Source organism: Corynebacterium pseudodiphtheriticum, from assembly GCF_023509295.1.
Classification (GTDB): Bacteria; Actinomycetota; Actinomycetes; order Mycobacteriales; family Mycobacteriaceae; genus Corynebacterium; species Corynebacterium pseudodiphtheriticum.
In genome coordinates, this window is record NZ_CP091864.1 from 834,897 (window position 1) to 861,845 (window position 26,949).

Below are 26,949 nucleotides of genomic sequence, written 5' to 3' on the forward strand. Positions count from 1 at the left end.
AGCTCCCAAATAGAAGTGATAGTCACAGGAATCGACGGTGTACTAACCGTACTAAAAACCTGCTGTCAACAACCAGATAAGGGCATGCTGTAACCGGGCTATATGGCTTCGATGCCTACAGGTGTAGCGAGCCTTGTGCCAAACCAACAGCAGCGATAACTGCTGCGATAACCACCAGAATGACGATTGACCATTCAAAACCGTTAAATAATTTTTCTTTGCGCGAGATTCGCGTCAGAACGTACGGGATTATTCCGGGAACAACGGCGAGTGCGCCGAAGAGAATATAAACCGGATCGGCAGCATAAATCAGCCACATGGAATAGATAAACGCTACTGCGCCGATAAGAAGATGGCGTCGGTTTTCGCGCTGGGACATTTCCGGTCCAGACAAATCGAACCTCGTACCGGCGTGTGGGTGAGTTATGCCTTTGCCACGTGATGCCAACAGCAGCAGGTATAGCGAGGAAAAAATATACGGCAATAGGTACATCACCGTAGCCAGCTGCACCATTGAAATATAGGCGGTTTCGTTGAGGAAGAATACGATGACCGCGAATTGAATCACGGAGGTAGAAATCAGTTGCGCCATCCACGGAGCGCCTGCGTGGTTGATGGCACCGGTTCGCTTGGGTAGCAACCCGTCAATCGCCATCATGGTCAACGGCTCGGCGCAAAGCATTTGCCAAGAAACATATGCGCCCAAAACCGAGATACACAGTCCAATCGAGATCAGCAAGCCACCGACGGGGCCGATGGCAGCTTCTAGTACGGCGGCCATGGAGTTATCTGGCAAGGCCGCTAATTCCTCTTTGCTGAGTACACCAAAAGACAACGTCGCTACAGACACGAGCAAGACGAGTACGGAAACGAACCCGAGCACGGTCGCGCGGCCCACGTCGGTGCGTTGTCGGGCCTGCTTGGAATACACCGACGCGCCTTCCACACCGATGAATACCCAGACAGTAAACAACATGATGCCTTGGACCTGTTCAAAAACTGAGCCTTCACTAGATTCACGCCCCCAGAAATCGAGGGTGAAAGTATCCCAGCTGAAACCGAAAAACAGCAACAGCACGATAAACGCCAGGATCGGCACTAACTTGGCGACGGTAACCACAGTGTTCATGATTGCGGCTTGTTTCACTCCGCGGCTGAGCAACGCGAAAATCACCCAGGTCATGATGCTCACGGAAATAAACGATGCCCAGCGGTTGGATTCGTGGAATAGCGGAACATAGTGGCCGATGGTGTTGAAAAACAGGGTCGCGTAGCCCACCTGCGCGATGACCGAGCCGAGCCAATACCCCCACCCCGAAGCGAAGCCAATAAAATCTCCCAACCCGGCGCGCACATAGGAATAGACCCCGGAATCCAGGTGTGGTTTACGCTGTGCCAGAATCTGGAAAACGAATGCTACTGAGAGCATGCCTACGCCGGCGATTGCCCAACCAATCAACATCGCGCCGGGTGCGGCTACTGAAGCGATGTTTTGCGGTAGCGAGAAAATTCCTGCACCGACACAAGAGCCGATGATGAGAGCGACAAGTGACCACATCGTCACCGTGTGCTTGGATTTTCCGTCTCCTTGCTGCTGAGACGTGTGTGCGGAGTGGGACGTGGTCCCGGTTCCGCTCGCTGCCGCGGTGTTGGTGGTGGCATTTGACTCGCTGTGCATGATGGTAAAGCTACCCTGGAAATCCCTGAGCGCGAAAGGCGGGGTGGCTATAGCGGGCATAGTTGCTTATAGGATTGTCTTCATGACTGTTCTGCTTCTTGATCCTCGTTGGCCCGAGCAAATTCCGTTGGAGGTATTCAGTGGTGTTTCTGGCCCGGTGAGCTATACCGAGGAAGTGCCGGTGACAGTGCGCTGGAATTTTGGTGATGTTATTCGTGGAACGGATCCTTCTGGGGCAGGACTTTTGGTGAGTACTAATGAAGCGGATCAGCGCGTGCTGGAGCGCGTGAGTCGTGGCGAGAGGCTAATAACTGCGCGTTCGCGGGATGATCAGCTTCATATCGCACGTCAGGTGATGCGGCGTGCCCGTGATATCGGTGAATTTGAATTATTGCAGACTCATAAAACGCTGGTGCCTTATCTTCGTGAGGAGGTTGCGGAGCTTTGCGAGGTTATCGAGTCTGCTGAGACGACCCGGGATATTGACGACGCGAAGTTAGTGCGTGAGCTGGGTGATGTTTTGCTGCAATTGTTGTTTCATGCGGAGTTGGGGCGTCGTCGGGAAGCGTTTAGTTTGGACGATGTGGCGGCCAGTTTCATTGCCAAAATGCGTTCGCGCGCGCCGTATCTTTTCGATGGCACATCCAGCATGGTCTCTCAGGAAGAGCAAGACCGATTATGGGTTGAGGGTAAGCGTGCGGAACAGGAGCAAGGGTAGGTTTGTTCCACGATGGATTATTCCGCTCGCAGTAGGAGATCTGGCTGCCTGAAAGTTGGTTGTGCCTCGGTATTGGGGATTATTTTGGTGATCTCTGTGGTGCTGTGGCTGTTGTCGTTTCTCGATGGGCCGTCAGTTACTCGGCAGTTGCAGCCGGTGCCGGATAACGTACCACCGGCAGCGGGCCGAGAGGTGCCGTCTATTGATGTGCATAGCGAAGGACGCACCGCTGATAAGTTGACCTATTGGTCTGAGGGGCTTGTCGACGATACCGGGATCCCGGGGCAAGCATTGCGAGCTTATGGCAACGCGGAGCTGATCGCCCGTGATGCCTGGCCGTCGTGCAATCTGGACTGGACGACGTTGGCAGGAATCGGTTGGGTGGAAACTCGCCATGGGAGTTATGCCGGTAATTGGTTCGATAGGCCTTCTATAGGCGATGACGGCCGGGTGCATCCTCCGATTATTGGGATACCGCTGGATGGCACGAATAATACTGTGCATATTCCGGATACCGATGGTGGGGAATTCGATAACGATAATGTCTATGACCGCGCGGTTGGTCCGATGCAGTTCATTCCCCAAACCTGGCATCGCTACGGTTTGGATGCTTCTGGCGATGGTTACCCTGATCCGCAGCAGATCGATGATGCTGCGTTGGCGGCGGCAAAATTGTTGTGTACCGGAGGGCGCAATTTGGATGATCCACAAGCATGGACCGAGGCGATCTTGTCGTACAACAACTCGAACGACTACGTTCTCAAGGTTCGTGATGCGGCGAATTCTTATGCCATTGACCAGCCCGCCTCCCGCTAATACGGGGTGCCTGTTACAGCTTTCGGTGAAATCTGGAACAATTAGGGGTGTTCACTGCACCTGACATGGCGCACGAGTGTGCCGGAAAATCAGAGGAGGCCCAGCCAGTGGCTGATATCATGCACGTTTTTGCACGCGAGATTTTGGATTCCCGCGGCAATCCAACTGTGGAAGCAGAAGTTGTTCTGGATGACGGCGCGCACGGCCGTGCCGGGGTACCTTCCGGCGCTTCGACCGGTGAGCATGAAGCTCACGAACTGCGTGATGGTGGCAAACGCTACCTGGGTAAGGGAGTATTACAGGCCGTAGAAAACGTTAACGAGGTTATCGCTGACGAATTGGCGGGCCAGGTTGCTGATGATCAGCGCCTGATCGACGCCGCTATGCTGCAACTCGATGGCACTGAAAACAAATCCAAATTGGGTGCTAATGCCATTTTGGGCGTCTCCATGGCTGTGGCAAAGGCGGCTGCTGATTCCGCTGCGCTGCCTTTGTACCGTTATATTGGTGGCCCGAATGCCCATGTGTTGCCAGTGCCAATGATGAATATCCTCAACGGTGGCGCGCACGCTGATTCCGGTGTTGACGTTCAGGAATTCATGATTGCTCCGCTGTCTGCCACCAGTTTCGCCGAAGCCCTGCAACAAGGCGCTGAGGTTTACCACGCCTTGAAAGCGGTGTTGAAAGAGCGCGGGTTGTCGACTGGTCTTGGCGACGAAGGCGGTTTTGCTCCGTCTGTAGAATCAACGCGTGCAGCCCTAGACGTGATCGTTGAGGCGATTAAGAAAGCTGGCTACGAGCCAGGCAAAGACGTTGCGTTGGCACTCGATGTGGCTTCTTCTGAGTTCTACGACAATGGATCCTACAAGTTTGAAGGATCCGAGCTTTCTGGTGCAGAAATGGCGAGCGTTTATGCTGAACTGATCGCTGAATATCCAATCGTGTCCATTGAGGATCCATTGGATGAAAACGATTGGGATGGCTACGTTAACCTCACCCGCGAAATTGGCGACAAAGTACAGATCGTCGGTGATGATTTCTTTGTCACCAACCCGCAGCGTTTGCGTGAAGGCATCGACAAAGGCGCCGCTAATGCTCTGCTGGTGAAGGTCAACCAAATTGGCACCTTGACTGAAACTTTCGATGCGGTTGAGCTGGCTCACCGCAACGGTTATCGCACAATGATGTCGCACCGTTCGGGTGAAACCGAAGACACTACGATTGCTGATTTAGCAGTGGCGCTGTCTTGTGGCCAAATCAAAACTGGTGCGCCGGCTCGTTCCGAGCGTGTTGCGAAGTACAACCGTTTGTTGCGTATTGAAGAGGAACTGGATGCGGCCGCACGTTACGCTGGACGTGACGCCTTCCCACGTTTCCAGGGCTAAAATCCGCGCTGGACGGTAACTCGAGGAGATCATGACTGAGCGTAAAAAGTCTACGCTGCGGACACGGACAACCGTGCCCGTTTCTTCTCGTACCGCCGCCCAGCGTGGACCGGGGGGAAAAACTGCGGTAACCGGTCGATCCCGAAAGAAATTCCACCAGCGCTTCGACCTCATCAGTGTTGCTGTGATGGTTTCTGTGGTGCTGGTGATCTTGTTGTCGGTGGCGGTGCCACTGCGTAATTATTATGAGGGCCGGGCCGAAATTGCGCGCTTGGAAGATTCCATTGCGGCAAAACAAGTCGAAAAACTTCGGGTTGAAGAAGAGATTGAGCGTTATAAAGACGCGGATTATGTGCGCGAACAAGCGCGCAGCCGCTTCGGATTGGTAGAACCCGGAGAGACTGCTTATCGCATCATCGATCCGCGTATTACTAATAAGGATTCGGTGACCACCTCACGGCAAGACTATGAGGAAGCCCGCCCATGGTACGCAGTGCTGTGGGACGCAATTGCGGAACCACCAGAGATTCCAGAGCCTGCCGGCACTCCTAAGTCCACTGACGGCGAGGAAGTAGAGGGCGATCCGGTGGCACCAGACGTCCCAGAGCACGCCGATGATCCAACTAACCGATGAAGATGTGGTAACCAGTTGCGCATAGTGCAACTGGTCGTGCGAGAATAGCACACATGAGTGTTACTTCCGCCGAACTTGATGCCGTCGAAAAGCAGCTGGGACGTCGCCCGCGTGGTGTCGTAGAGATTTCGTACCGCACCCCCGACGGTGCGCCGGCGGTAATTAAAACGACACCAAAGCTTCCCGATGGCACCCCGTTTCCCACACTTTTTTATCTCACCGACCCGCGTTTAACGGCGGAAGCTTCACGGTTGGAAGTTGCACACGTGATGAAGTGGATGGAATCCCGCTTGGCGGAAGATGAAGAGCTTGCCGAGGATTACCAGCGCGCGCATGAAGCTTTTTTGGCAGAACGCAATGCGATGGAAAATTTAGGTACCGATTTTTCTGGTGGTGGAATGCCGGAACGCGTGAAATGTCTCCATGTTTTGATTGCTTATGCTTTAGCCAAGGGGCCGGATCATTTCCGTCTGGGCACAGAAGCGGTGGCGATGGCAGCTGAGCATGGTAACTTGCGGGGCATTGCCATCCCGGTGGACTGGCCCTCGTGCGAAGGCCTGGGAATCGATCTCGATGATTTCGATTTCAGCAACGCTGAAAAATAGTCGCTGAAAAATAGTCGAGCCGAAAAGAAGGAAATCTCATGACCCGCATTGCAGCCGTTGACTGCGGCACGAATTCTATCCGTTTGTTGATCAGTGACGTCACTCGGACTGGCAACACGCCTTCTGGGGTTAGCATTAACGAGGTCACGCGCAGGATGGAAATCGTCCGTTTGGGACAAAGCGTAGATGCTACCGGCGAGCTAGCAGCGGAAGCTATTGCGCGGACACGGGAAGCGTTACGGAATTACGTGAACATCATGAAATTCGAAAACGTGGAAAAAGTTCGTATGGTTGCTACTGCAGCGGTGCGTGACGCGAAAAACAATCAAGCCTTTTTTGACATGACTGCCGAGCTGCTCGGAGAAATTGAACCTGGTGTTTCTGCTGAGGTGATTACTGGGGTTGAAGAAGCTGAGTTGTCCTTTTTGGGTGCCGTACAAGATCTCCCTGCTGAAGCCGGCCCGTTTTGCGTCATCGATTTGGGAGGCGGTTCTACGGAATTCATCGTCAGTAAAAAAGGCGAGGAAATCCTTGGCGCACATTCCGCAGCCATGGGGTGCGTGCGCATTACCGAGCGTATGCTGCCGTCCGATCCACCGAGCGAGACAGAGGTGGAAATCGCAGACGATTTCGTCGCGGAGCGCATGTCCGAAGTAGAAAAACTTGTGCCAATCAATCAGGCACGAACTGTGGTTGGCTGTGCCGGCACGTTCACGACACTTTCCGCATTAGCCCAAGGCTTAGAGCAGTATGACCCGGAACAAATTCACGGTTCCGTGCTGCGCTTTGACGCTCTTCGTGTATTGCTAGGCCAAGTCATTGCTACCTCCGCTGCAGCGCGAGCGCAAAACCCGGTGGTCCACCCTGGGCGTGCCGATGTACTTGGTGGTGGAGCAGTAGCTGTACGTGGGATCATGGACATGATCGAGAGGCACAGTGGAGTACGGGAATTCGTGATTAGCGAAAAAGATATTCTTGATGGGGTGATCTGGAAACAAGCTGAAGCTGTTTCTGTGCTAGAATAATCATCCGTGCCAATAATCAGCCGATAATTGCTGGTTGCTTGGTATTTGCCCCCATAGCCCAATTGGCAGAGGCGGTGGACTTAAAATCCATACAGTGTCGGTTCGAGCCCGACTGGGGGCACAGATAATAGCGGAAACGCTGAACGGGATACTCAAAACCCGATAACTACCCAAAAACTCATTAAATTAGCTAAAGGTGAAAAAAGAAATCCCTTAATCGTTAATTGTGGGAACTTTCTAAGCTTTCGCGTCGTTACATTGAGTGAGATCTATACTCCATGACACGAAAGGCGCGGGATATTACAGTGCGTAACAGCAACCCCGTAATGAGCAACTTGTCTGCTGGAGCAACCGGGAATGGTAATAACGCCGGTTTCCAGCAACAGATGAACTATAACGCCTACGATAATTACGGCGGACAGGGCGGCTACGCCCCAATGAGCGAGCAGCATGATGCTGATCGTCCGATGACTGTCGACGACGTGGTTACGAAGACTGGTATCACTCTCGGGGTCATCGTTGTCTTTGCCATCCTCAATTTTGGCATCGGTATGGTGAACCCACAGATTGCCATGATGGCTACGATTGGTGGTGCGATCGCCGGGTTTATCACCGTCCTGGTTGCATCTTTCGGTAAGAAGTGGGGTTCACCAGTGGTGACTCTGCTCTATGCCGTGTTTGAAGGCTTCTTCGTCGGTGGTATTTCCATGGTTTTCTCCGGCATGTATGTCGGTGAAGCTAACGCCGCAAGCCTCATTGGCCAAGCGGTATTGGGTACCGTTGGTGTCTTTTTGGGCATGCTGGTCGTCTACAAGACTGGTGCAGTGAAGGTTACTCCACGCTTTAACAAGATTCTGACTTCCTGCATCATCGGCGTAGTCGTGTTGATGCTGGGTAACTTTGTGCTCGCTATGTTTACCGGGAACAACCCGTTGCGTGATGGTGGCATCCTAGCGATTATTTTCTCGCTGGTATGCATTGGTTTGGCTGCAGCATCTTTCTTGACAGATTTCGATGCTGCCGACCGCATGATCCGCGCTGGCGCACCGTCCAAGATGGCTTGGGGCGTTGCGTTGGGCTTGGCAGTAACCCTGGTATGGCTCTACACCGAAATCTTGCGTCTGCTGTCTTATTTCCAGCAACGCTAGGTGTAACTTGACGTGGTAGTGGCGGGAATTGCGGTTGTGCAGTCTGTAACTACGACTGACACCGTCCCGTCTGTCCCGTCTAGCACCTAGAGACGCGAAACTCCGGTGGGCTAGTCACTACGCTTAAGCGATGACTAGCCCACCGGAGTTTTTCATGCCGTTTATTTTTATGGGCGTTTCGATCCGACTCTGGTAATTAGGGAGTAACCAGTTGCCCGTCGACGAGGATTTCGGAAAAAACGGTTCCTTGGGCAGATTCCACAGGAGAGCGTAAAACCAGAGATACTTCTTGGTTATCCGCGTTTTGCGCAGATGCTTTTGCAGAATCAGACTCCCAAGACGTCCACTTTATTTTTGTCAGACGTTCGTCGGGGTCCGCGCAATCGAGCACAACGTAAGCTGGTTTCCGTTCCGGACTGCCCAGGCAGTTAATAAAACCAATCTTGTTTGCTGCTACTTTGCGAGAACTCGTTGTTTTTGTGGCCCCTGAAGAACCCGTCGCAGAATCCCCAGAGGCCGCGGCTAATTCAGAGTCCTCGTCGTCGTCCAGGTCGGACTCAGTGCCACCGATGATGGTTTCCGTGGTGCGCACTGATTCGCCAGTACTCTCGGTGCCGTTGGTTCCGGTAGTGCCTGCAACACCGGTTTCTTGAGTGCTCGTACCGTTCGTGCTGGTTGGTTCGCTGCTACGTGGAGCCTCGAAAGTGTTGCCAGTTTCGACCTTGTGATCTGAAGGATTTTCGTTTGGAGGAGTACAAGCAGCCAAAGCCAAAGCAGCCGCGGATACTCCGGTGACGGCGAATTTGCGGTAGTTAGTCATGGGGATATCCTTCTTATTTTTTGTCGCGTGGGGTGGCGTACAGTGCGGAGTCGTATGGAGCAGCAGAGTCCACGGTCACCTTAATGACGTTGCCATTAGGTGCGGTGTACTGACGGGTTTCGCCCTCTTCTGCGCCCAGGATGGCTGCACCCAGGGGAGACTGTTCCGAATAGGTTTCTAGGTTCTCGTTGTCGGTTGCGGCAGCACGGGTGCCGATAAGGAAGGTTTCCTTATTTTCTGGGTCCTCGTTGTAGTGCACGTGGACAACTGAGCCGACATTGGCTACGCCTTCCTGGACTCCGGTGCGCTCGGTAGTGGAATTAGCAAGAATTTCCGAGATGTGCTTGATGCGGGCTTCTTCCTGGTCCTGCATCTCGCGAGCAGCATCGTAGCCGGCGTTTTCTTTCAAGTCGCCTTCTTCGCGACGCTCGTTAATCTCGGCAGCGACTACCGGGCGGTGGTCAATAAGCGCCTGCAGTTCCTCTTCCAGTTTTGCCTTGGTTTCTGGCGTGATGTACTGCTTTTTATTTTCAGCCATGTCCGTATGAAGCCTTCCTTAGATTCTTCTGGTCGTTCAAACCCTTCGTGTTTGAACTCGCTGCGATGCGACGATTCTGTCTAGATCTTAACGTATGTGTATATCGTTTTTCGTCCCTAGCCCTTATCAAACAAGACCTGGTCGCTAGCTGTCGAGCTTTAGATGTGCCGGGATGGTTCCAGAACACCCGTAGACCCCGCCTGCAACGGCCTTTTCGCCAGAACGAACGGGGACATCGACGCTAATGCGTTCGGTTCGCTTCTCGCCCGGTGCCATGGGGATCTCTACTCGGCCTACCTCAGCCTTGTCATAATTGAAGGCCTGCACAATGCAATAGGCGGGAACGGTGGGATCGTCCCGGGTAATATCAACCCATACCCGCAGCGTATCGTCGTCTGGGTACTCTTGGCTGAGCAATGTGATTTCCGCAGGTGGTGTGTCCGCGTTGAACAAGCGGAACAGGCCCCAAGAGCCAATCGCGAGCATAAGAACTAAGAGCGCAACGAGGATTTTGCCGGTGAGATTATTAGCGGGAGTTTTCCTACTGCCGGAACGGTTGGAACCATAACGTGCGCGCGTGCGAGTGCTCATTCTTCGCATCTTAAGGCAGGCGTAGAAGCCAGTACAATTAGGTAATATAATCAATTTCAGCACAATCGATTCGGGTAACGTCGATTCGAAGAATTTTGAGATGATCCATCAGAATGATGAATCAAGCGAATATGTGAAAGGACCGATGTGAGCTACCGGTTGCTGTCTATCCATGCCCACCCTGATGACGAAGCATCTAAGGGCGCAGCCACCACCGCGATGTATGCGCACAATGGTCACGAAGTTTTGATTCTCACCTGCACTGGCGGTGAGCGTGGCGACATTATTAATCCTGCGATGGATAAGCCCGGGGTCAAAGAAAACATGCAGGCTGTCCGTCACGAAGAAATGGCGCAGTCTGTTCAGGCTCTCGGTGTCCAGCACAAGTGGATGGGTTATATTGATTCCGGTTTACCGCAAGGTGATCCTATGCCACCGCTTCCTGATGGCTGCTTCGCTCGCGAAGACACCATGAAGGTTGCTACCGAACTGGTAGAAATCATCCGGGAGTTTAAGCCACATGTCATCATGACTTACGACGAAAACGGTGGCTACCCACACCCGGACCATTTGAAAGTCCATGAGATCAGCATGATCGCATGGGAGCGCGCCGGTGATCCGGAGTTTCTCCCGGAGGTTCCAGCCTGGGAGCCGTTGAAACTTTATTACAGCCATGGCTTTGTCTATCAGCGCATGGAGTTATTCCATAACCGGTTGTTGGAACAAGGTAAGTCTTCTCCATATGAGCCAATGATGCAGCGCTGGTCTCCACACTTGGCGGATATTATGGCTCGTGTTACTACGCAGGTGGAGTGTAGTGACTACTTTGCACACCGGGAAGCGGCATTGCGCGCCCACGCCACGCAGATTGATCCAGCTGGCGCCTTTATGGCCACAGACGTGCAAACCCAACAAGAGCTCTGGCCTACTGAGGAATACGAACTGGCGCGTAGTCGGGTAGAAACACAATTGCCGGAGACCGATTTGTTTGCCGGTTTGGAGGAAGCCAACTAATGCAAACATCACTATCTGCAGCCATTGTCTCGGCATCGGTGGCGCAGGCATCGGAAGCAGCGACCGAGGCATTTTACTGGGCCCAAAACCAGGTGCACGAAGGACCTATGGGGCCGGAGTTCGGGAAAGCTTCACCAATCGGCTTACTGGTTATCGTTGCTTTAGTCGTGGCGATTATGATGTTGGGTTGGTCGTTTCACCGACGACAGTCCAGATTTCGACGTCGTCGTGCATTCGCAGAAGATCACGGTCTTGACCCCTTCGACATCGAGGCCATTGATGCTGCAATGCGCGAAGCCGGCGTGCACGATCGGCGGTAGCAATGAAACTGCGGGAATTGGTCTATCCCATTTATGAAGCGCGTATTCGACGCAGCTTGCAGGGAAAGCCGCAGCCGAAGCACGTCGCAATCATGGCTGACGGCAACCGGCGTTGGGCGCGGGAAGCCGGGTTCACCGACATTAGTCACGGGCACCGACGTGGTGCACACAAGATCGCAGAACTGGTTTCCTGGTGCGCAGAAACTGAAGTAGAAGTAGTCACCTGCTATTTATTGTCGACAGAAAACCTACAGCGAGCCCCGGAAGAACTGAACCTACTTTTTGACATCATTACCGATGTCGTCGTTCAGCTTTCGCAAGGGGAACCGAATTGCCAGGTGCGTTTGGTTGGTCATCTGGACCTGCTTCCGGTTGAGGTGGCACAGCGTATGGAAAATGCCGCGGCGACTACCAGGGACAACACGGGAGTTATCGTCAATGTTGCGGTGGGTTACGGCGGCCGACAAGAAATAGTGGACGCGGTACAAAAACTTATTCGCACGGAAGCAGGGAAAGGCTTGGCCGCAGACGAGATTGCCGATGCCGTGACGGCGGATTCTATTTCGCATCATTTGTATACCAAAGGCTTACCGGACCCAGATTTAGTGATCCGAACTTCGGGCGAGCAGCGCTTATCTGGGTTCTTATTGTGGCAGGCTGCCTATTCAGAAATTTGGTTTACCGATACTTATTGGCCGGCGTTCCGCAAGATTGATTTCCTCCGGGCGTTGCGAGAATTTTCGCAACGCTCACGACGATTCGGCAAATAACCGCTGCGTATTCCTTTGCATCTGCCCTGCTCTGCAGGCAAGTTCCCGTTGGGGGAGCCACTAGGGTTACAACTTGCGGAGCCGAATTTTTTCCACGAGGTGGTCGTGGTTTTTCCGAAGTACTAGCGAGGCTCGTACGCGCGTTGGCAAGATATTTTCTACCAGGTTGGGTAAGTTAATGGACTGCCAGATCTCACGGGCTTCGGCGCGGGCTGCGGTTTCTTCCAAATCCGCGAAATGAGCGAAGTGAGCGCCGGGTTCCCGGAATGCAGTGCGTCGAAGCTTCAAGAAACGCTCGATATACCAGTTTTCGATGTCGTCGATATGAGCGTCGACGTAGACGGAAAAATCCACGAGATCCGAGACCATGAGCGTGCGGCCGGTCTGCAAAACGTTCAGGCCTTCGATGATCAAGATATCTGGTTGCCGAATACGCTGGACCTCACCAGGCAAAATGTCGTAAGCAGTATGGGAATACACCGGTGCATGGGCCTCGGGCGCACCTGATTTCACCTCGGTGACGAACCGCAATAACGCCCGTTGGTCGTAAGATTCGGGGAAGCCTTTGCGCTTCATTAAGCCCCGTTTTTTTAGCTCGGCGGTGGGTAGCAAAAAACCGTCGGTAGGCACGAGATCAACCCGCTGGTGTTTATCCCATTTTTGCAACAGCACCTGCAGCAGACGGGCAGTGGTGGACTTGCCGACGGCTACTGATCCCGCGACCGCGATAATGAATGGCACCTTTTGTGGCGGGTGCCCTAAGAACTGTTGAGCGGCGTCGTTGACTCTGCGGTGAGCTTCGATCTGTAAATGCAGTAGACGAGCCAGTGGCAGGTAGACGTCGGCCACCTCTTCGAGGTCAATATTTTCCCCGATACCGGCGAGCTCGGCAACCTCGTCTTCGGTTAACAACTGCGGGACAGATTTACGCAGGTTGCGCCAGTGTTCTCGGGAAAAATCCAGGTAGGGGCTGGTAGTCATAGTAGGTATTGTCTCATTACCGCTTGGTGTTATTGTTATAAGCATCATAATCGCCACCTGCGTGCAGAAAGGCCCGCTTTGATGTTTGAATCCCCGCTGTCTGAGTTTGACCCAGAGGTAGCTGCTGCGATCGATGGAGAAATCTCCCGTCAACGTGGAACCTTGGAAATGATTGCCTCGGAAAACTTCGTGCCACGCGCGGTGTTGCAGGCACAAGGTTCGGTACTGACTAACAAATATGCCGAGGGTTATCCCGGCCGTCGCTATTACGGTGGTTGCGAGCACGTCGACGTCATTGAAGACCTCGCTCGGCAGCGTGCCAAGGATCTATTTGGTGCAGAATTCGCCAACGTGCAGCCGCACTCGGGTGCACAGGCCAACGCCGCGGTATTGGCTTCACTGATTAAACCAGGTGACAAGATCATGGGCTTGTCTTTGGCACACGGTGGGCACTTGACCCACGGCATGAAGCTAAATTTCTCCGGCAAGCTGTATGAGGTTGCCGCATACGAGGTGGACCCGGAAACCCATCGCATTGATATGGACAAGGTCCGCGAGCAGGCTTTGGCAGAAAAGCCACAGGTGATCATCGCTGGCTGGTCGGCCTATTCGCGTCGTTTGGATTTCGAAGCCTTCCGTTCCATCGCTGATGAGGTTGGCGCTTATCTGTGGACTGATATGGCGCACTTCGCTGGTCTGGTGGCTGCTGATCTGTACCCATCACCAGTTCCGCACTCCGATATTGTCTCTTCCACCGTGCACAAGACCTTGGGCGGTCCGCGTTCCGGCCTGATTCTGGCGAAACAGGACTACGCTAAGCAGATCAACTCGGCGGTCTTCCCAGGCCAGCAGGGTGGTCCGTTGATGCACGCGGTGGCGGCAAAGGCTGTGTCGTTCAAAGTGGCTGCCACTGAGGAATTCCGGGAGCGTCAGCAGCGCACCATCGACGGTGCACGCATCTTGGCAGAGCGCCTGACTGCACAGGATTGCCAGGAATCTGGTATCTCCGTGCTCACCGGCGGCACCGATACCCACTTGGTTTTGGCAGATCTGCGGAACTCAGAACTAGACGGCCAGCAAGCAGAGGACCGCTTGCACGAGGTTGGTATTACTGTTAACCGTAATGCAGTGCCGAATGATCCGCGCCCACCAATGGTGACCTCCGGGTTGCGCATCGGTGCTTCGGCGCTGGCTACTCGAGGTTTCGACGAGAAGGCGTTCGAAGAAACGGCTGATGTGATTGCGCAGGCATTGCTGGGCAAAGACGTTGCACAGCTGCGTGGCCGCGTTGAGAAGCTCACCCAGGACTTCCCACTGTATGAAGGCCTGGAAGACTGGAAGCTGGTTTAGGTAATTGAAAGTAGTCCTGGTTGATAACCACGACTCGTTTACCAATAACCTGGCTAGCTATGTGCGCATGGCTGGCCAGGAGGTTGTCGTTGTCGCCAATGACGCTGATCTTGGTGGGGTAGATTTCGCCACTTTTATGCGTCAGGGTGGCTTTGGTGCGGTGATTATTTCGCCGGGGCCAGGAACGCCGGAGAACCCGTCTGATTTGGGACATTCGGCGGCCGCGTTGCACGTTGGGCTGCCGGTGCTGGGGGTTTGTTTAGGCCAACAAGCTATGGCCTGGGCAGAAGGTGGCTCTGTGGTGCGTGCGCCCGAACCGTTTCACGGGCGTCGGAGTCAGATTACGCACGACGGGGAAGGGTTGTTTTCCGGTATTAACCAGGACTATCAGGCGGTCCGTTATCACTCGCTCGTGGTTGCTGATGACGCCAACAATCCTGTACCGGAATGTTTTCATGTCACCGCTCGCACCGCGGATGCGGATAACTTGGTGATGGGCTTAGCGCATAAGCATAAACCGTGGTGGGGAGTGCAGTTTCACCCAGAATCCATAGCCGATGCGCAGGGCATGGGAATTGTGCGCAATTTTTTGCAGCTTGCCGCAGAGGATAGGGCCTTTGCTGATAGTGCCAGCCGTGATGATGCTAGTCGCGATAATGAATCAGATTCAGCGCGTGCAGCTTTCGCCGAATCGGACGAGAGTGGCACTAAGCCGTGGCTGATTTCGCGAACTTTCCCGGCAGGAGCGCTGGCCTCTGATCCGATGCGTGCCTACGGGCTTTTACATGGGCAGCGGTGGTGGATCGAAGACGGCTCTGGGGCGATCTGCATGGGGGATGATTCCGGGCCACTGGCCAGGCACATCAAAGCGTCGGTAGTGCGCGGAGAAGTGGAGGTTTCTCATGCAGGAACTGGTTGGCGAACTGAAAGCTCTGAGGTACTCGAAGAATCTGTCTTTGACACTATTGGGCGCTTGCTGCAGCGCTATTCCGGTGTGCAAGCAGCGGTGCCTGGGTGCGAATTTAGCTTGGGCTTGGTCGGCTACTTGGGCTATGAGTTGAAAGCAGATTGCGGTTTTTCTGCACCCCACGCGCGTGAGGATTTTCCGGATGCCCAATTGCTGCTAGCGGATCGCGCACTAATTCTTGCCGACGACCAGTGCTACGTGATGGCGCTGTGTGAAGATACCGAATCCGCTGCCGTGCAACAAGCATGGGTGGACGCCATGATCGCAGAATTACAGGAAGCTAATTTTCAGGTTCCTGCGTGCGCTGACCGGACTGTCGGGGTGGAACAAACCAACACTACAAAGGAGCAAGGTCCCGCGCAGCAATTACATTCGCACGCGGAATACCTGGAATTGATTCGCCAGTCCCAAGAACTCATTGCAGCTGGTGAGTCCTATGAAGTTTGTTTGACCAACCGGTTGATGATGCCGGTCGCTGGGTATAACGCAAAAGATGCCTTCGCTTATTTACGACAAAACCATTCGTCGTCGCGTGCAGGGCTGCTGGAATTTGCTGATTTCGGGTTAGCGTCGACAAGCCCGGAATGCTTCGTGCGGATCGCGGGCGGTGTGGTGACAAGCAAACCCATTAAAGGGACCCGCCCACGGGGAACAAGCCCGGCAGAAGATGCGGCATTGTGTGAAGATCTTCAGACTGCAGAAAAAGACCGTGCGGAAAATCTGATGATTGTGGATTTGGTACGCCACGACATGAATGCCTTCGCGGTGCCCGGCACGGTAGAGGTGCCGAAATTGTGGGATGTGGAGTCATTTCCGAGTGTGCATCAGCTTGTCAGCACAGTGTCTGCCCAGTTGGGAGAGGTCAGCCCAGTTGCAGCGGTGCGTGCATTGTTTCCTGCGGGTTCCATGACGGGCGCTCCGAAAAAGCGCACGCTGGAAATCATTGATCGGCTCGAGGGGAGCCATAGAGGTGCCTACTCAGGGGCCTTTGGCTACTTTTCGTTTAGCGGAGCCGTGGATTTGTCGATGACTATTCGCACCGTGATTTTTGAGGCTGACCAGGTGAGCTACGGCGTTGGCGGGGCGATCGTGTCTTTGTCTGATCCAGAAGACGAATATGCTGAGACACAGGTGAAAGCTCGGCCGTTGTTCGGGTTGCTTGATAGCGCACGTGATTATGGCCATATACTTGGCTTGCAACAAAGAGGTCACCGTAAAGAAATTTAATAAGTTTGCCTTGCCTTGTTTATTAAAATAGTCTGCACTAAATTTGAGTGCGGTAATTTTGAGTACACTACTCCGGCTGGATGCTTTCCGGCGTAGGAGTGCCTGACAAGGAGATCTTCATGAAATTTTCCCGCATGCGACAAGTAATAGTGACATTCGTTGGGGCGGGAATATTAGGTGTGATGACAGCATGTGTTGCTGATGATGCAGCACAATCAGGCCCGGCCTCTGCGGATGCTGCCAGTGATGAACGCGTCGTTGTTCTGAACACTGGGCAGCTGGAAAATGCGTTGCAGCTTGGTGTAGTTCCAGTAGGTACTGCGGTCGCTAAAAATGCTGATGCTATCCCAACCTTCGTTCAAGAGGAATACGGTGACGATGTTGATTTGGAAGGGATCAAAGTTGTTGGTGAACGAGCAAATCCAGATATTGAGGCAATTGCAGCACTGAAACCAACACATATTTTTGCCAATGAACGAACCGATTCTGAGATCGTGGCAAAGCTCGAGCAGATCGCACCTGTGACCTTGGGGAAAGGCGGTGGTGAAAATTGGAAAAATGATTTTAAAATCCTTGCGGAAGCACTGGGCAAGACTGGTGAGTATGACAAACTTATGATGAACTACGAGCAGCGCGCACATGTGCTTGACGAAGCAATCGAGGACGGCGTAGGTACGATTTCGCTGTTACGGCCGAAAAATAACGCATTTAATATATTCGGTGTTGAATCCATGGCCGGAATTGTGGTTGCAGATGCTGGGCTGCAGCGTCCGGAAAGTCAACAATTTACGGATAAATCCAGCCATGATATCTCTGCCGAAGAGCTGGGGCTGGCCGATGCTGATTGGATCTTCTATGGCGTAGTCCCGGGCAGCCCTAGTCCTACAGAGACCTCCTTATGGGCGAGCTTAGGCGCGGTAGAAAAAGATCAAGCCATTGAGATAGACAACGATGGCTGGTTTCTGAATGCTTCTTGGCTGTCGGCGACCCTAATCCAAGATGGGTTGGCTGAGCACTTGACCGATGGTGCGACGCTGCCAAAGCGAGAGTCGTAGCTATCAGAGATTAGTGAGAGTAGGCAGCGTTCAGCCTTGCGCGAGACTCTGGCATAATCGGGCAGGCGATGAAAATCCTGGATTCTTACCTCATTAAAGACGGCCGCGTGGTTGGCCGGGAAGCTCACGAACACCGTTTTAGCCTTGGCGCGCGCGAGGCAGGACTGGACCAGTGGGATATCGAAGCCTTCTTGCTGCGGGTACGCGATGAACTGCCGGATGATGGCACATATTTCCCAAAAATAGAAGTTGGTGCAAACGGTGCCCTTCGATGGCAATTGCGGCACCCACCCGCATTGCGCAGTACCACGGAACTGTATATCCCAACCGAACAGGACCAGCGCGTACACCCGCGTGTAAAAGGCCCTGATTACGGTTATCTGCAGCAGTTGCGTGAGCAAGCTCGTACCGTGGGTGCCGATGACGCGCTGTTGCACCGCAACGGGAAAGTATTGGAAGCAGCGAATGCCGCGATCATGTTTTTTCCGGGCTGGAAGCAGGAGACTGGCAGTGCAGCGGGTTCGACAGGTCTAACGCCAGATAACGGTGTACCAGCAGATCCGAACGCAGCGCCGGACAAAATTGCACTGTTGCCACCGGAACAAGCGCAAGTTTTAGCATCGGTGACTGCGCACAGCAGTGTGAGCGTCTTACACAATGCCGGGTGGCAAGTCCACCGCGGGGTGTTGAGTCTGGCAGAAGCCTTGGAAACGCCAGCGTGGGTGGGAAGTTCATTGCATGGCTGGACTCGGCTGACCGCGTGGCGCACTGATGCCGGGCGTCGGCAAGCGGTTGCCGCGCCAGACCCGACATCGATTAATCGCGCGTTATGGGAGCACGCTAGCTAGCCGACAACGCGGCCGCTGGGTCCGGGCTGGAAAGCTAATCGGAATCAGCGTTGCCGGGTTTTGTGTTTTCCTTGCGGGATTCCGCCAGTTGAGTGCGAGCTTTGGACAACCACTCTGGCTGGTTTTGCAGGAGCTGTTTGATCTCGGCAGTGGTCAGAGCTTTATCCAAGTGGGTTTTTACCGCGTTGACGGAGACACCAAGTTTCCGGGCCACCTCAGCGCGTGGATGTGGGCCCTCCAAACGCAATTGCTGCAGCCACTCTGGCGGCTCGTGTTGCAATGAGCGCAGCTGCGCATGGCTGATGCCACCGTTTTGAAACTCCGGAGGGCAGGCCGGCAGGTGAATGCCAAGCTTCTTCGCCGCGGTCTGCGGCTTCATAGCCGTACTGGACGGGGATGCTGCGTCGGCACCGCGAATCGTGGTATCAGCGGTGCCGGTCTGGTTAGTGCTGTTGTGGTTGTTGTGATCAGCGCTGATCTGATCGGCGTTAGCGGTAGAGTTATTGCTTTCGTTCACACCTGCACACTACAACACGGCACGCATATCAACCCAGCAGCCATGACGGCCGCCTAGCTAACACGCCTCAGCAGCCATGACGGCCGCCTAGCTAACACGCCTCAGCAGCTATGAAGCTGAGCAGCTGCAATGAAGCCGAAGCTATTAACCCAACACGCAGTCGCCGATGAGCTTATCGATCGCCCGGACATCCAGTTTGCGGCCAATCTTGATCTTTATGTGGCCCGCGCGGGTCCAGAGTTCAATTTCCGCGTTGAAGTCCAGCGTCCCAGCGTTTTCCGTGGACCACATATTGATCGCGGAGTACGGCAGAGAATACATCTCCACTTTCTTGCCGCGAAGGCCTTGTGAATCCCGGACAATCAGCCGTTTATTGGTAAAAACCGCACTGTCGCGGAAAGTCTTGAACGCAACGTGTGCGTGTTCGCCGCTGGTCAGGAGTGGGTAGACATCGTCTGGGATCGGGGTTTCTTCAAACAGTGTCCATTCGGCAATCGCTTTGAATTCCACGGGAGTCCTTCCTTTAAGGTGTTCTAAGTTCTCTTACTATATTCCAACCGCGGTAGCATAGCCGTCATGTTGCACCTCGTATTCGCCACCGGAACCGAACCCGGCAAATGGTTCCAGCGATTTCAACGCGATACCCCGCATGGACTCAAAGCAGTGGCGGCGGATGATCCTTTCGCAATGCTTGCCGACGGTGCGAGTGCCGACAGCGTCGTGCATGGCGTTGTCAGTGCAGCTGATCGCTGCGAGCTAGCACTGATGCGGTTACCTGATTCACGCATCGACGAAGCCATAATCGGGCGAGAGTTTCACGTCGTCAAGCTTTATACCGAGCAATGCGGGATCGCGGTACCGAAAGACAGCGTGTTTGCAGAAGTTGGTGAGCCCGTGGGCTCGCGAGACATCGAAGGCGAGATCATTAATTTTGTGGCAGAAAAACTTGGTCCGATCGACATAGACAAACTTCGTGAGTCTTTGCAGGTGGTTGCAGCCAATGTTGGGGTGACGATAGGGCCACTGCCGCTTTTGAAGATGCTGTCCAAAAATCAGATCCGTGTGCTGCCGTACAACGGCGAGCATGTCGGCGGTGCAAAATCAACAGGGGGGTCAGACACAGAACCAACGGACGGGCGCTCCGGAAGCCAATGTGCCGTGGCACAGACTGAGATCGCTTTGGTATGGAAAGTAGCTGCAGATGGGGATGCCATCCAAGATTTCGTCGGAATTGCGAAAGGACGTAAAGCAGGATCGACGCGGCATAGGGCGCTAAAAGAGACGCGGCAAAAGAAAAAGCCCGGGGCGGGTGTTGGGAGAAGTACTGGGAACAACAGCGCAATAGGTGTTGGGAAAAACTCTGGGAGCGGTGCCGGGAAAAGTGGCAGCGGCAAGAAAAAATCTGGAAAGGGAACGCGGACACGTGGGCAAGCGCCGGGCGGACTGCGCAAGAAGAAACGTCGCTGATGCTGGGTGTAAACTGGGGGCCTGACGAAGGCCGAATGTACTTCACGCATTGCTGCGAGTCGTACCAAAACTTTCCGGTGAACTCGACACCATAAGCTCGAAAACATTGAACTCGACATAGTCACGGGAGGACCAACAGCAATGTCTGACGACTTCAACCTGCGCCCCATCCGGCCGGATGATTACCCACAGGTTCGCGAAATTTACGAACTCGGTTTAGAGACCGGCCACGCAACGTATGAGACGGAAGCGCCAACCTGGGAGCAATTCACCCGGCTGAAGGTCATGGAGACCGTCTTTGTGGCCGTGGAAAAAGACAATGATTCCAAGATTTTGGGATGGGTCTCTGGTGCACCTGCCAGCCACCGACCGGCGTTTCACGGCGTGTTGGAGGATTCAATCTACTTGCACCCGGACGCGCAGGGTCGTGGCGTTTCCGGAGCGCTGTTGGATAAATTGATTGAGGTGGCAGAAGATCTGCACAAGTGGGCCATCCATGCATGGATTTTCCCAGAGAATGAAGGCTCGGCGAAACTGCATGAATCCCGTGGCTATGAGAAGGTCGGCACGTTTAGCCATATGGCGAAAATGACTTACGGCGAGCGCGCCGGGGAATGGCGCGATACCGATGTTTGGGAAAAGCTGCTGAAAAAACCAGACGAGAAGTAGCTTTTGGTCCGCCAGCGGCCTAGCGCTGAGCGCTAGTTTGTGCAATTTGTGGCCCGGAACGTCACTATAGTTCCGGGGCTTAGCTGCGCCATCTTATCGACGGATTCGCTGGTCAGTACACCAATGACAGGGTAGCCACCGGTAATCGGGTGATCAGCACCGAAGGCCACGGGGTGTCCGCTGGGAGGTATTTGCAGCGCACCGCGCATTGCGCCTTCGGATGCTAGCTCACCGTCATAGGCTCGTTGCAACGGGCGGCTGGCTATCAGATTGACGCCGATGCGGTCCGAATCGGATGAAATTTGAAACGTTTGGTTAAACAGCTCTGCGGTCTCCGCGAACCAATCTTGGCGTGGTCCGAGAACGATGTTGAGAACCTCATGTGATTTCGGAACGAATTGTGTAGGCAGGTGCTTGGTTTGGGGTAATTCCGCGGTTGGGTTTTTCGCATTCGTCGGCAAACTAGTCCCGGATGTGATCGGATCCGGGCCGATACCGGAAAGCGTGTCGGTGGCGACTGAACCAAGCACTGGCTCGACCGCGAAGCCACCGGAAATAGCCAGGTAAGCGCGCAGCCCTGTGCCGATTTCCAAGCGGACTGTCTGGCCCTTTTGAATATCGAGTACCGTGTTGGTGCGCATACGTCGCTTATCGACGAATACGTCCGCATCGGTACCAGTAAAAACGATGCGCACCGGATTTTCAGCGACCACCTCAAAACCTCCGAAAAGGATCTCGATAACGGCTGAGTTTTCGTCGTTTCCGAGCATGCGATTTGCACGACGGGCAGCGCCGCGATCAAACGCGCCGGAGGGGCTCACACCGAGGCCGGAATAACCTGTGCGCCCGAGATCCTGAAAAGTTGCCTGTGGTCCGGTTTCTAACACCTTTAACATGTTTTCTCCTGGAATCGCACGGTATCGCCGGGTTGGAGCAAAGCTGGCTGGTCGCGGTCTATATCCCACATACGCGCTTCTGTGGTGCCAATCAACTGCCAGCCGCCGGGCGAGCTTTGGGGATAAACTGCGGAAAAACCTCCGGCCAAGCCCACAGAACCAGCAGGAATAGAGGTGCGTGGTTGGCTACGGCGAGAAATATTGGCGAACACCTTTGCGTGTGGGTTCGTGAGGTCAGGGCGCAAGTACAAAAAGCCTGGCGCGAACCCAGCGAATGCGGCCGTCCAGGTCGTCTCAGTATGTGCAGTGACCAGTTCCTCGGTGCTGACACCGAGTTCGTCGGCAAGCTCGTCCAGGTCATCCCCGTTATAGGAGACCTCAATGATGTGTGCATTGCCGCTACTGTGTGCCGCGGCCTGTGCGTCCAGTTCCGGCAGAGTTATCTGGCTGGGGTTGCGATCGAATGTGATCAGCAGGGTTTGTGCGGCTGGAACGAGATCGATGATGGATTCGAGGCCTGCGCGCTGCAGTTGTGACTGGTAGGCCAGTACCTGGCCCAATGGGTCCTTGTGGTCGCTGAAGTCGATTAACAGACCTCGGTCGCCGTATGGAATTAACATATAGCGATGCCCTCCTGTTTAAGTGCGGTGATTATTGTTTGCACCATTTCCAGGGCTTTGTGGCTATCGCCGTGGACACAAATAGACTGGCCACTAACTTCAACTGGGGTGCCATTAACGGAGGCGAATGGCTGCCCGGTGGCAATCGCCAGGGCTTGCTTGACGACGGTGTCGACGTCGTCATGCACTGCACCCGGTTGTTTCCTGGGAACCAGCCGGCCTTCGTCGGTGTAGGCGCGATCGGCGAAGGTTTCTTCGATGACCTCAAGCCCGGCCACACGAGCTTCACCGACGACGGGGGTGCCGGACAGGGCCATGAGTTTGAGCTGTGGGTCGACGGCCAGTATTCCGCCGATGACGGCTTCTGCCTGGTAGTTATCGGTGGCCGTGCGGTTATAGAGCGCCCCGTGTGGCTTGACATAGCTGACTTCCGCGCCAACGACGGAGGCGGCAGCTTTGATTGCTCCAAGTTGATAGATGGTTTCAGCGAGTAGCTCTTCGGCGTCGTAGTCTATGAAACGGCGGCCGAAGCCGGGCAGGTCGCGGTAGCCGATGTGAGCGCCGATGCGAACATCACGCTCGTGCGCTGCTTTGACGGTATCGAGCAGTACCTTCGGGTCGCCAGCATGGAACCCGCAGGCGATATTGGCGGAACTGACCAAGTCCAGTACGGCATTGTCGTTGCCCATGGTCCAGTTGCCGAAGCTTTCGCCGAGGTCGCTGTTGAGGTCGATGTGCAGGGCCGAGGTTTCGGATGCGGTACTCATCGTGGTTGTCTCTCCTGACACAGGGATGGGGTGGTTATATGCGGTTCTGCATTGTGTGGTTTTGGCGAGTTAGTTGCTGTTTAGAACACGAAGTCCCAGACTCCGCTGAATGAGCGGATGGCCAAGAACCAGGCAATGATTACGCCAACCATGCCCAGGACGATGAGCCAGCGTGGGTATTGGTAACCAAAGAGCAGGTCTTTCTGCCGGAATATGGCGACGTAAATAATCATCGTGAAGCCGACGGGCAGGACTAATCCATTGAAAGCACCGGCGAATACCAGCAAAGCAGCAGGTGCAGAGCCGAGGAAAGCGAAAGTAGTAGCGGAGCCGACAACAAAGATGATGGTGACGATGTTTTGTGCTTTGCGGAGCTTATCCTTCTTCGGGATGATGAACGTCGCCGAGGTATAGGAAGCTCCGATCACCGAAGACAGTGCAGCGGCGAACAAGACTGCACCGAATGCACGCATACCGAAATCACCTGCGGCGGCTTGGAAAGCTTCTGCAGCTGGGTTGTCATCGACGTTCAAAACGATTCCACCAGCAATGACGCCGAGGATTGCGAGGAAGAGGACGAAGCGCATAACGCCGGTCAGCACAATGGCGGTAACAGAAGCGCGGGTTACAGCCTTGACGTTTTCTGGCCCGGTGGTGCCGGAGTCAAGCATGCGGTGCGCGCCAGCGTAGGTGATATAGCCACCGACGGTGCCGCCGACCAGCGTAGTGACAATCACCCAGTCTACGGTTTCTGGCCATACGGTTTGGGTGAGAGCTTCACCTACCGGTGGTTGGGAGACGAACGCAACGTAGATCGTCAGCGCGAACATTACGATGCCCAGGACCACAAGAATCTTATCCAGGGCCGCGCCAAGGCGTTGGAAGAGGAAGATGATAATGGCCAGTCCAGCGGTGATGAGGCCACCCAACTTTGCGTCGATCCCTAACAAGGCGTTTAATCCAAGGCCACCGCCGGCAATATTGCCGATATTGAAAACAAATCCACCGATGCCAATCAACGCAGTAAGTAAGTAGCCCAGGCCAGGAAATACCACGTTGCCAAGTTCTTGGGCGCGTAGTCCCGAAACACCGATGACGCGCCAGACGTTCATTTGGACCGCGATATCGATAATGATTGACACCAGAATCGCAAAACCAAAAGCCGCAGCTAGCTGGTTAGTAAATACTGCAGTTTGCGTCAGGAATCCAGGGCCGATGGCAGAAGTAGCCATCAGGAAGATCGCACCCATTAGGATGCTGCGTGTTGAGGCAGTTGCTGCCGCTTGTTTTAGATTGGGTTGTTGTGGAGTGCTGTTTGGCTGGGGGCTGGAGGCCGAAATACCAGCATTGCTTGATGGAGACATTTCCAGGTCCTTGCTCTTAGAGGGCTGTGGGATATTACAGGGCTATATCGGGGTGACTTTCGTGAAAGCGAGATTATTTCCTGCTGACTTCCCTGCAGTTGCTGGGAAGTGGCATGGAACCAATATCGTCGTGATTGTTGAACAACGATAGCATAACTGTGTGTTAACTCACGGAAAAATCCGCAGGGGGCACATACGTCATGAAAAATTGCTAATGCCAGTAAAGACGATAAAATTACTGTGTATGATCGCTGATTCTTTGGCCCGCGAGATCACGCAGCGCATCACGCGCGGAGACCTCCGCCCGGGCCAACGCTTGCCTGAAACTCGCCTTGCCCGGCAACTTGATTGCTCACGAAACTCATTGCGCGAGGCCTTTCGCTTTTTGGCTAACGATGGGCTCGTTACACACATTCCTAATCGTGGGGTCTTTGTACGCACCCTGACGGCCGAGGCAATCAGCGAAATCTATACGTATCGTCGTATCGTCGAATGCGCAGCCGTGGCAGAATCTGATTTAGACAGCATTGATTTGTCGCACCTCGATACGATTATTACCGAGGCGCGCCGGGCTGCAGAACATGATGATTGGCATGTCGTCGGCAGTCTCAACGCCCAGGTACACCTCGAATTCGTGGCGCTTGCTGGGGTAGACCGGCTGGTGGAAGACATTCGCCCGGTCATTGCCCAAGCGCGCATTGCCTTTTTGTCGCTTGCGCAGCGTGATATTCATGAACCGTTTATCTCGCAGAATGCGGAAATCATTGATTTATTGCGGCAAAAACGACGTGACGACGCCGTCGTGGCTTTGCGGAAGTTGCTGGATATTGCACAACAACATGTGCTAGACCGCCTAGATTCCTAGTTGCCGTTAGACTAGCACCATGATGTTCCGACGCTATCGCCAAAACCGCCTGTTGCGGCAGCCAGATCCGTCGTTTCCGAGCCTAAGCCGGAAAACTGCGGATCAGCTTCGTTCCTCGCTGCGTCGCCAGCTGGCAGCTGAAGGTGCGTCGATTCGTTTTGACGGCATGTCGGCGACTATTGAACACCCGAGACGAGGCCGCATGTCGGTGCTCCTAGATGATTTAGTGCGCCAAGTAGCAAGCTCGCAGCATCCGAAAGCAATACCGAACCTGGCAGCATCATTTATGTCAAGTCTTGACGACGATACCTATATGGAACAGTTGGATACCGCATCGATTTATTCGCGGTTGCGTTTACGCCTAGTTTCGACGCGTGATCTCAGCGCGGAAGAACAAAAGATTATTGATTCGGCGACGCTTTTCAGTTTCACACAGGATACCTCCGCCACGATTGCTGTGGATACGGCCTCTTCTATACAGACAATTGCTTTGGAAAAGCTGTCTGAAATTGATGATATTGATGCTTTAGAACGTGCTGCGCGGACGAATTTGCGCGAAGAATTGCGCACTACTGATATCGACGTGCAATATCATAATGGTCCCGCCGAATCACCAGGGGCTTCAGCATGGACTTTTGAATCGAGCTCCCACTATCTCGGTTCGGCCCCGTTGCTGCTAGAAGAATTTATCGACATGTGGGCACCGGAAATTGACACCACTAATGGCTTGCTATTTTCTATGCCGACTCGACATTTGCTGTTGGTACGTGCGGTGACTGAAGGCACTGATCTGTTGGAAGGTATCTCGCGGATGGCTCCGGTGGCTGCGCAGATTGCCGATAGTGCGGAGTCAACAGTGTCACCACTAGTGCACGTATATGACGATGGCGAGATCACTACGATTTCTAATTGGACGCCAGGTAGCCAACAAATTGAAATCGCACCAAACGCACATATCATGAATCAGCTGATCAAAGGAGGCTTTGATCCACAGGCTGCGATTGAATCCGGTGGGGGTGTTTGGGAATCTGGCGAATTGCCGCCGTTGCCGGATGATTTTGAATTGCCTGATACACCAGCTGATATAGATAATGTTGGTGACGCTGAAGACGAAAACGAAAACGGTCAAGATCCCGGGGATCAGTACCCGCGTCGGGACACTTAGCCGCCGGCTGCGAATTACTACCAACGGCGCGAAAATACCATGTGGCCTAAGAGAATTAACCCGAAACCTAGGTTTATACCTGCCCGCGGTAGGAAAAATTGGGGTTTACCCGCTGCACAAGCTAAAGCG

At 54.1% G+C, this 26,949-nt stretch carries 29 protein-coding genes and 1 tRNA gene; 19 read left to right on the plus strand and 11 right to left on the minus strand.

Annotated elements, in window-relative coordinates:
* Positions 1-115: 115 nt before the first annotated feature.
* Positions 116-1,558, minus strand: coding sequence for a basic amino acid/polyamine antiporter (locus L9H78_RS03715; RefSeq protein WP_027017688.1), 1,443 nt, complete (start codon positions 1,556-1,558; stop codon positions 116-118).
* A gap of 202 nt (positions 1,559-1,760) precedes the next feature.
* On the opposite strand from L9H78_RS03715, the gene L9H78_RS03720 reads away from it, so the two are divergent.
* The 8 genes from L9H78_RS03720 to L9H78_RS03755 all read left to right on the plus strand — a co-directional run bounded on the left by L9H78_RS03720 (position 1,761) and on the right by L9H78_RS03755 (position 8,009).
* Positions 1,761-2,396, plus strand: coding sequence for a MazG nucleotide pyrophosphohydrolase domain-containing protein (locus L9H78_RS03720; RefSeq protein ID WP_249618523.1), 636 nt, complete (start codon positions 1,761-1,763; stop codon positions 2,394-2,396).
* 12 nt (positions 2,397-2,408) lie between these two features.
* Complete coding sequence (locus L9H78_RS03725) at positions 2,409-3,212, plus strand: lytic transglycosylase domain-containing protein (protein ID WP_249618524.1); 804 nt, start codon at positions 2,409-2,411, stop codon at positions 3,210-3,212.
* A gap of 107 nt (positions 3,213-3,319) precedes the next feature.
* Positions 3,320-4,597 carry a phosphopyruvate hydratase gene (gene eno / locus L9H78_RS03730; protein ID WP_027017690.1) on the plus strand — a complete coding sequence of 426 codons (1,278 nt, stop codon included), beginning with the start codon at positions 3,320-3,322 and terminating at the stop codon, positions 4,595-4,597.
* Between the two features lie 31 nt (positions 4,598-4,628).
* Entirely contained in the window at positions 4,629-5,231 is a 603-nt protein-coding gene (locus L9H78_RS03735; protein WP_249620539.1) for a septum formation initiator family protein, read from the plus strand.
* A 53-nt stretch (positions 5,232-5,284) separates the two neighbouring features.
* Complete coding sequence (locus L9H78_RS03740) at positions 5,285-5,836, plus strand: DUF501 domain-containing protein (protein ID WP_249618526.1); 552 nt, start codon at positions 5,285-5,287, stop codon at positions 5,834-5,836.
* A gap of 38 nt (positions 5,837-5,874) precedes the next feature.
* Positions 5,875-6,861 carry a Ppx/GppA phosphatase family protein gene (locus tag L9H78_RS03745; RefSeq protein ID WP_249618527.1) on the plus strand — a complete coding sequence of 329 codons (987 nt, stop codon included), beginning with the start codon at positions 5,875-5,877 and terminating at the stop codon, positions 6,859-6,861.
* 47 nt (positions 6,862-6,908) lie between these two features.
* Positions 6,909-6,982: transfer RNA gene (locus tag L9H78_RS03750), tRNA-Leu, on the plus strand.
* A gap of 184 nt (positions 6,983-7,166) precedes the next feature.
* Positions 7,167-8,009 carry a Bax inhibitor-1/YccA family protein gene (locus L9H78_RS03755; RefSeq protein ID WP_249618528.1) on the plus strand — a complete coding sequence of 281 codons (843 nt, stop codon included), beginning with the start codon at positions 7,167-7,169 and terminating at the stop codon, positions 8,007-8,009.
* A gap of 196 nt (positions 8,010-8,205) precedes the next feature.
* Here L9H78_RS03755 and L9H78_RS03760 read toward each other — a convergent pair whose 3' ends face one another.
* The 3 genes from L9H78_RS03760 to L9H78_RS03770 all read right to left on the minus strand — a co-directional run bounded on the left by L9H78_RS03760 (position 8,206) and on the right by L9H78_RS03770 (position 9,958).
* Positions 8,206-8,829, minus strand: a complete 624-nt coding sequence (locus tag L9H78_RS03760) for a hypothetical protein (protein WP_249620540.1) — start codon at positions 8,827-8,829, stop codon at positions 8,206-8,208.
* Between the two features lie 13 nt (positions 8,830-8,842).
* On the minus strand, positions 8,843-9,367 hold the full coding sequence (gene greA, locus L9H78_RS03765; protein WP_249620541.1) for a transcription elongation factor GreA: 525 nt from the start codon (positions 9,365-9,367) through the stop codon (positions 8,843-8,845).
* A gap of 144 nt (positions 9,368-9,511) precedes the next feature.
* The gene (locus L9H78_RS03770) at positions 9,512-9,958 is read right to left on the minus strand and encodes a DUF4307 domain-containing protein (protein ID WP_249618532.1); all 447 of its coding nucleotides are present in this window, start codon (positions 9,956-9,958) and stop codon (positions 9,512-9,514) included.
* A gap of 147 nt (positions 9,959-10,105) precedes the next feature.
* Between L9H78_RS03770 and mca the strand changes: the two genes are divergently transcribed.
* From mca to L9H78_RS03785, 3 genes are read left to right on the plus strand one after another with little or no spacing between them, the layout of a single operon-like run.
* On the plus strand, positions 10,106-10,972 hold the full coding sequence (gene mca / locus L9H78_RS03775; protein WP_023019714.1) for a mycothiol conjugate amidase Mca: 867 nt from the start codon (positions 10,106-10,108) through the stop codon (positions 10,970-10,972).
* Complete coding sequence (locus tag L9H78_RS03780; RefSeq protein WP_249618533.1) at positions 10,972-11,292, plus strand: hypothetical protein; 321 nt, start codon at positions 10,972-10,974, stop codon at positions 11,290-11,292. Before mca ends, L9H78_RS03780 begins: the two co-directional genes overlap by 1 nt.
* A gap of 2 nt (positions 11,293-11,294) precedes the next feature.
* Entirely contained in the window at positions 11,295-12,062 is a 768-nt protein-coding gene (locus tag L9H78_RS03785) for an isoprenyl transferase (protein ID WP_249618534.1), read from the plus strand.
* A gap of 66 nt (positions 12,063-12,128) precedes the next feature.
* Here the strand turns inward: L9H78_RS03785 and coaA are convergent, their stop codons facing one another.
* Positions 12,129-13,043 carry a type I pantothenate kinase gene (gene coaA / locus L9H78_RS03790; RefSeq protein WP_035000532.1) on the minus strand — a complete coding sequence of 305 codons (915 nt, stop codon included), beginning with the start codon at positions 13,041-13,043 and terminating at the stop codon, positions 12,129-12,131.
* Between the two features lie 81 nt (positions 13,044-13,124).
* Here coaA and glyA point away from each other — a divergent pair, with 81 nt between their 5' ends.
* The 4 genes from glyA (at position 13,125) to L9H78_RS03810 (ending at position 18,490) form a co-directional block, all read left to right on the plus strand.
* Positions 13,125-14,393: a serine hydroxymethyltransferase gene (gene glyA / locus L9H78_RS03795; protein WP_027017694.1), complete on the plus strand. Its 1,269-nt coding sequence runs from the start codon at positions 13,125-13,127 to the stop codon at positions 14,391-14,393.
* Between the two features lie 4 nt (positions 14,394-14,397).
* Positions 14,398-16,587, plus strand: coding sequence for a chorismate-binding protein (locus L9H78_RS03800; protein ID WP_249620542.1), 2,190 nt, complete (start codon positions 14,398-14,400; stop codon positions 16,585-16,587).
* A gap of 119 nt (positions 16,588-16,706) precedes the next feature.
* Complete coding sequence (locus tag L9H78_RS03805; RefSeq protein ID WP_249620543.1) at positions 16,707-17,642, plus strand: iron-siderophore ABC transporter substrate-binding protein; 936 nt, start codon at positions 16,707-16,709, stop codon at positions 17,640-17,642.
* Positions 17,643-17,710: 68 nt separating this feature from the next.
* Entirely contained in the window at positions 17,711-18,490 is a 780-nt protein-coding gene (locus L9H78_RS03810) for an aminotransferase class IV (RefSeq protein ID WP_249620544.1), read from the plus strand.
* Positions 18,491-18,524: 34 nt separating this feature from the next.
* Here L9H78_RS03810 and L9H78_RS03815 read toward each other — a convergent pair whose 3' ends face one another.
* Both L9H78_RS03815 and L9H78_RS03820 read right to left on the minus strand, forming a co-directional pair.
* The gene (locus tag L9H78_RS03815; protein ID WP_249620730.1) at positions 18,525-18,869 is read right to left on the minus strand and encodes a DUF5997 family protein; all 345 of its coding nucleotides are present in this window, start codon (positions 18,867-18,869) and stop codon (positions 18,525-18,527) included.
* A 282-nt stretch (positions 18,870-19,151) separates the two neighbouring features.
* Positions 19,152-19,517 carry a PH domain-containing protein gene (locus L9H78_RS03820; protein WP_249620545.1) on the minus strand — a complete coding sequence of 122 codons (366 nt, stop codon included), beginning with the start codon at positions 19,515-19,517 and terminating at the stop codon, positions 19,152-19,154.
* A gap of 66 nt (positions 19,518-19,583) precedes the next feature.
* Between L9H78_RS03820 and L9H78_RS03825 the strand changes: the two genes are divergently transcribed.
* Entirely contained in the window at positions 19,584-20,474 is an 891-nt protein-coding gene (locus L9H78_RS03825; RefSeq protein WP_249620546.1) for a LysR family transcriptional regulator, read from the plus strand.
* A gap of 141 nt (positions 20,475-20,615) precedes the next feature.
* The gene (locus tag L9H78_RS03830) at positions 20,616-21,143 is read left to right on the plus strand and encodes a GNAT family N-acetyltransferase (RefSeq protein ID WP_249620547.1); all 528 of its coding nucleotides are present in this window, start codon (positions 20,616-20,618) and stop codon (positions 21,141-21,143) included.
* A gap of 32 nt (positions 21,144-21,175) precedes the next feature.
* Here the strand turns inward: L9H78_RS03830 and L9H78_RS03835 are convergent, their stop codons facing one another.
* The 4 genes from L9H78_RS03835 to L9H78_RS03850 form a co-directional block, all read right to left on the minus strand.
* Complete coding sequence (locus L9H78_RS03835; RefSeq protein WP_249618542.1) at positions 21,176-22,039, minus strand: 5-oxoprolinase subunit C family protein; 864 nt, start codon at positions 22,037-22,039, stop codon at positions 21,176-21,178.
* Positions 22,033-22,659 (minus strand): 5-oxoprolinase subunit B family protein, encoded by a 627-nt coding sequence (locus L9H78_RS03840; RefSeq protein WP_249620548.1) that lies wholly within the window; start codon positions 22,657-22,659, stop codon positions 22,033-22,035. Before L9H78_RS03840 ends, L9H78_RS03835 begins: the two co-directional genes overlap by 7 nt.
* Complete coding sequence (locus L9H78_RS03845; RefSeq protein WP_249620549.1) at positions 22,653-23,426, minus strand: 5-oxoprolinase subunit PxpA; 774 nt, start codon at positions 23,424-23,426, stop codon at positions 22,653-22,655. Before L9H78_RS03845 ends, L9H78_RS03840 begins: the two co-directional genes overlap by 7 nt.
* An 80-nt stretch (positions 23,427-23,506) precedes the next feature.
* Positions 23,507-24,676, minus strand: coding sequence for an NRAMP family divalent metal transporter (locus tag L9H78_RS03850; protein ID WP_430622749.1), 1,170 nt, complete (start codon positions 24,674-24,676; stop codon positions 23,507-23,509).
* A gap of 358 nt (positions 24,677-25,034) precedes the next feature.
* On the opposite strand from L9H78_RS03850, the gene L9H78_RS03855 reads away from it, so the two are divergent.
* Positions 25,035-25,655 (plus strand): GntR family transcriptional regulator, encoded by a 621-nt coding sequence (locus L9H78_RS03855; RefSeq protein WP_249618546.1) that lies wholly within the window; start codon positions 25,035-25,037, stop codon positions 25,653-25,655.
* 19 nt (positions 25,656-25,674) lie between these two features.
* Positions 25,675-26,820: a hypothetical protein gene (locus L9H78_RS03860; protein WP_249620551.1), complete on the plus strand. Its 1,146-nt coding sequence runs from the start codon at positions 25,675-25,677 to the stop codon at positions 26,818-26,820.
* Positions 26,821-26,949: the final 129 nt, after the last annotated feature.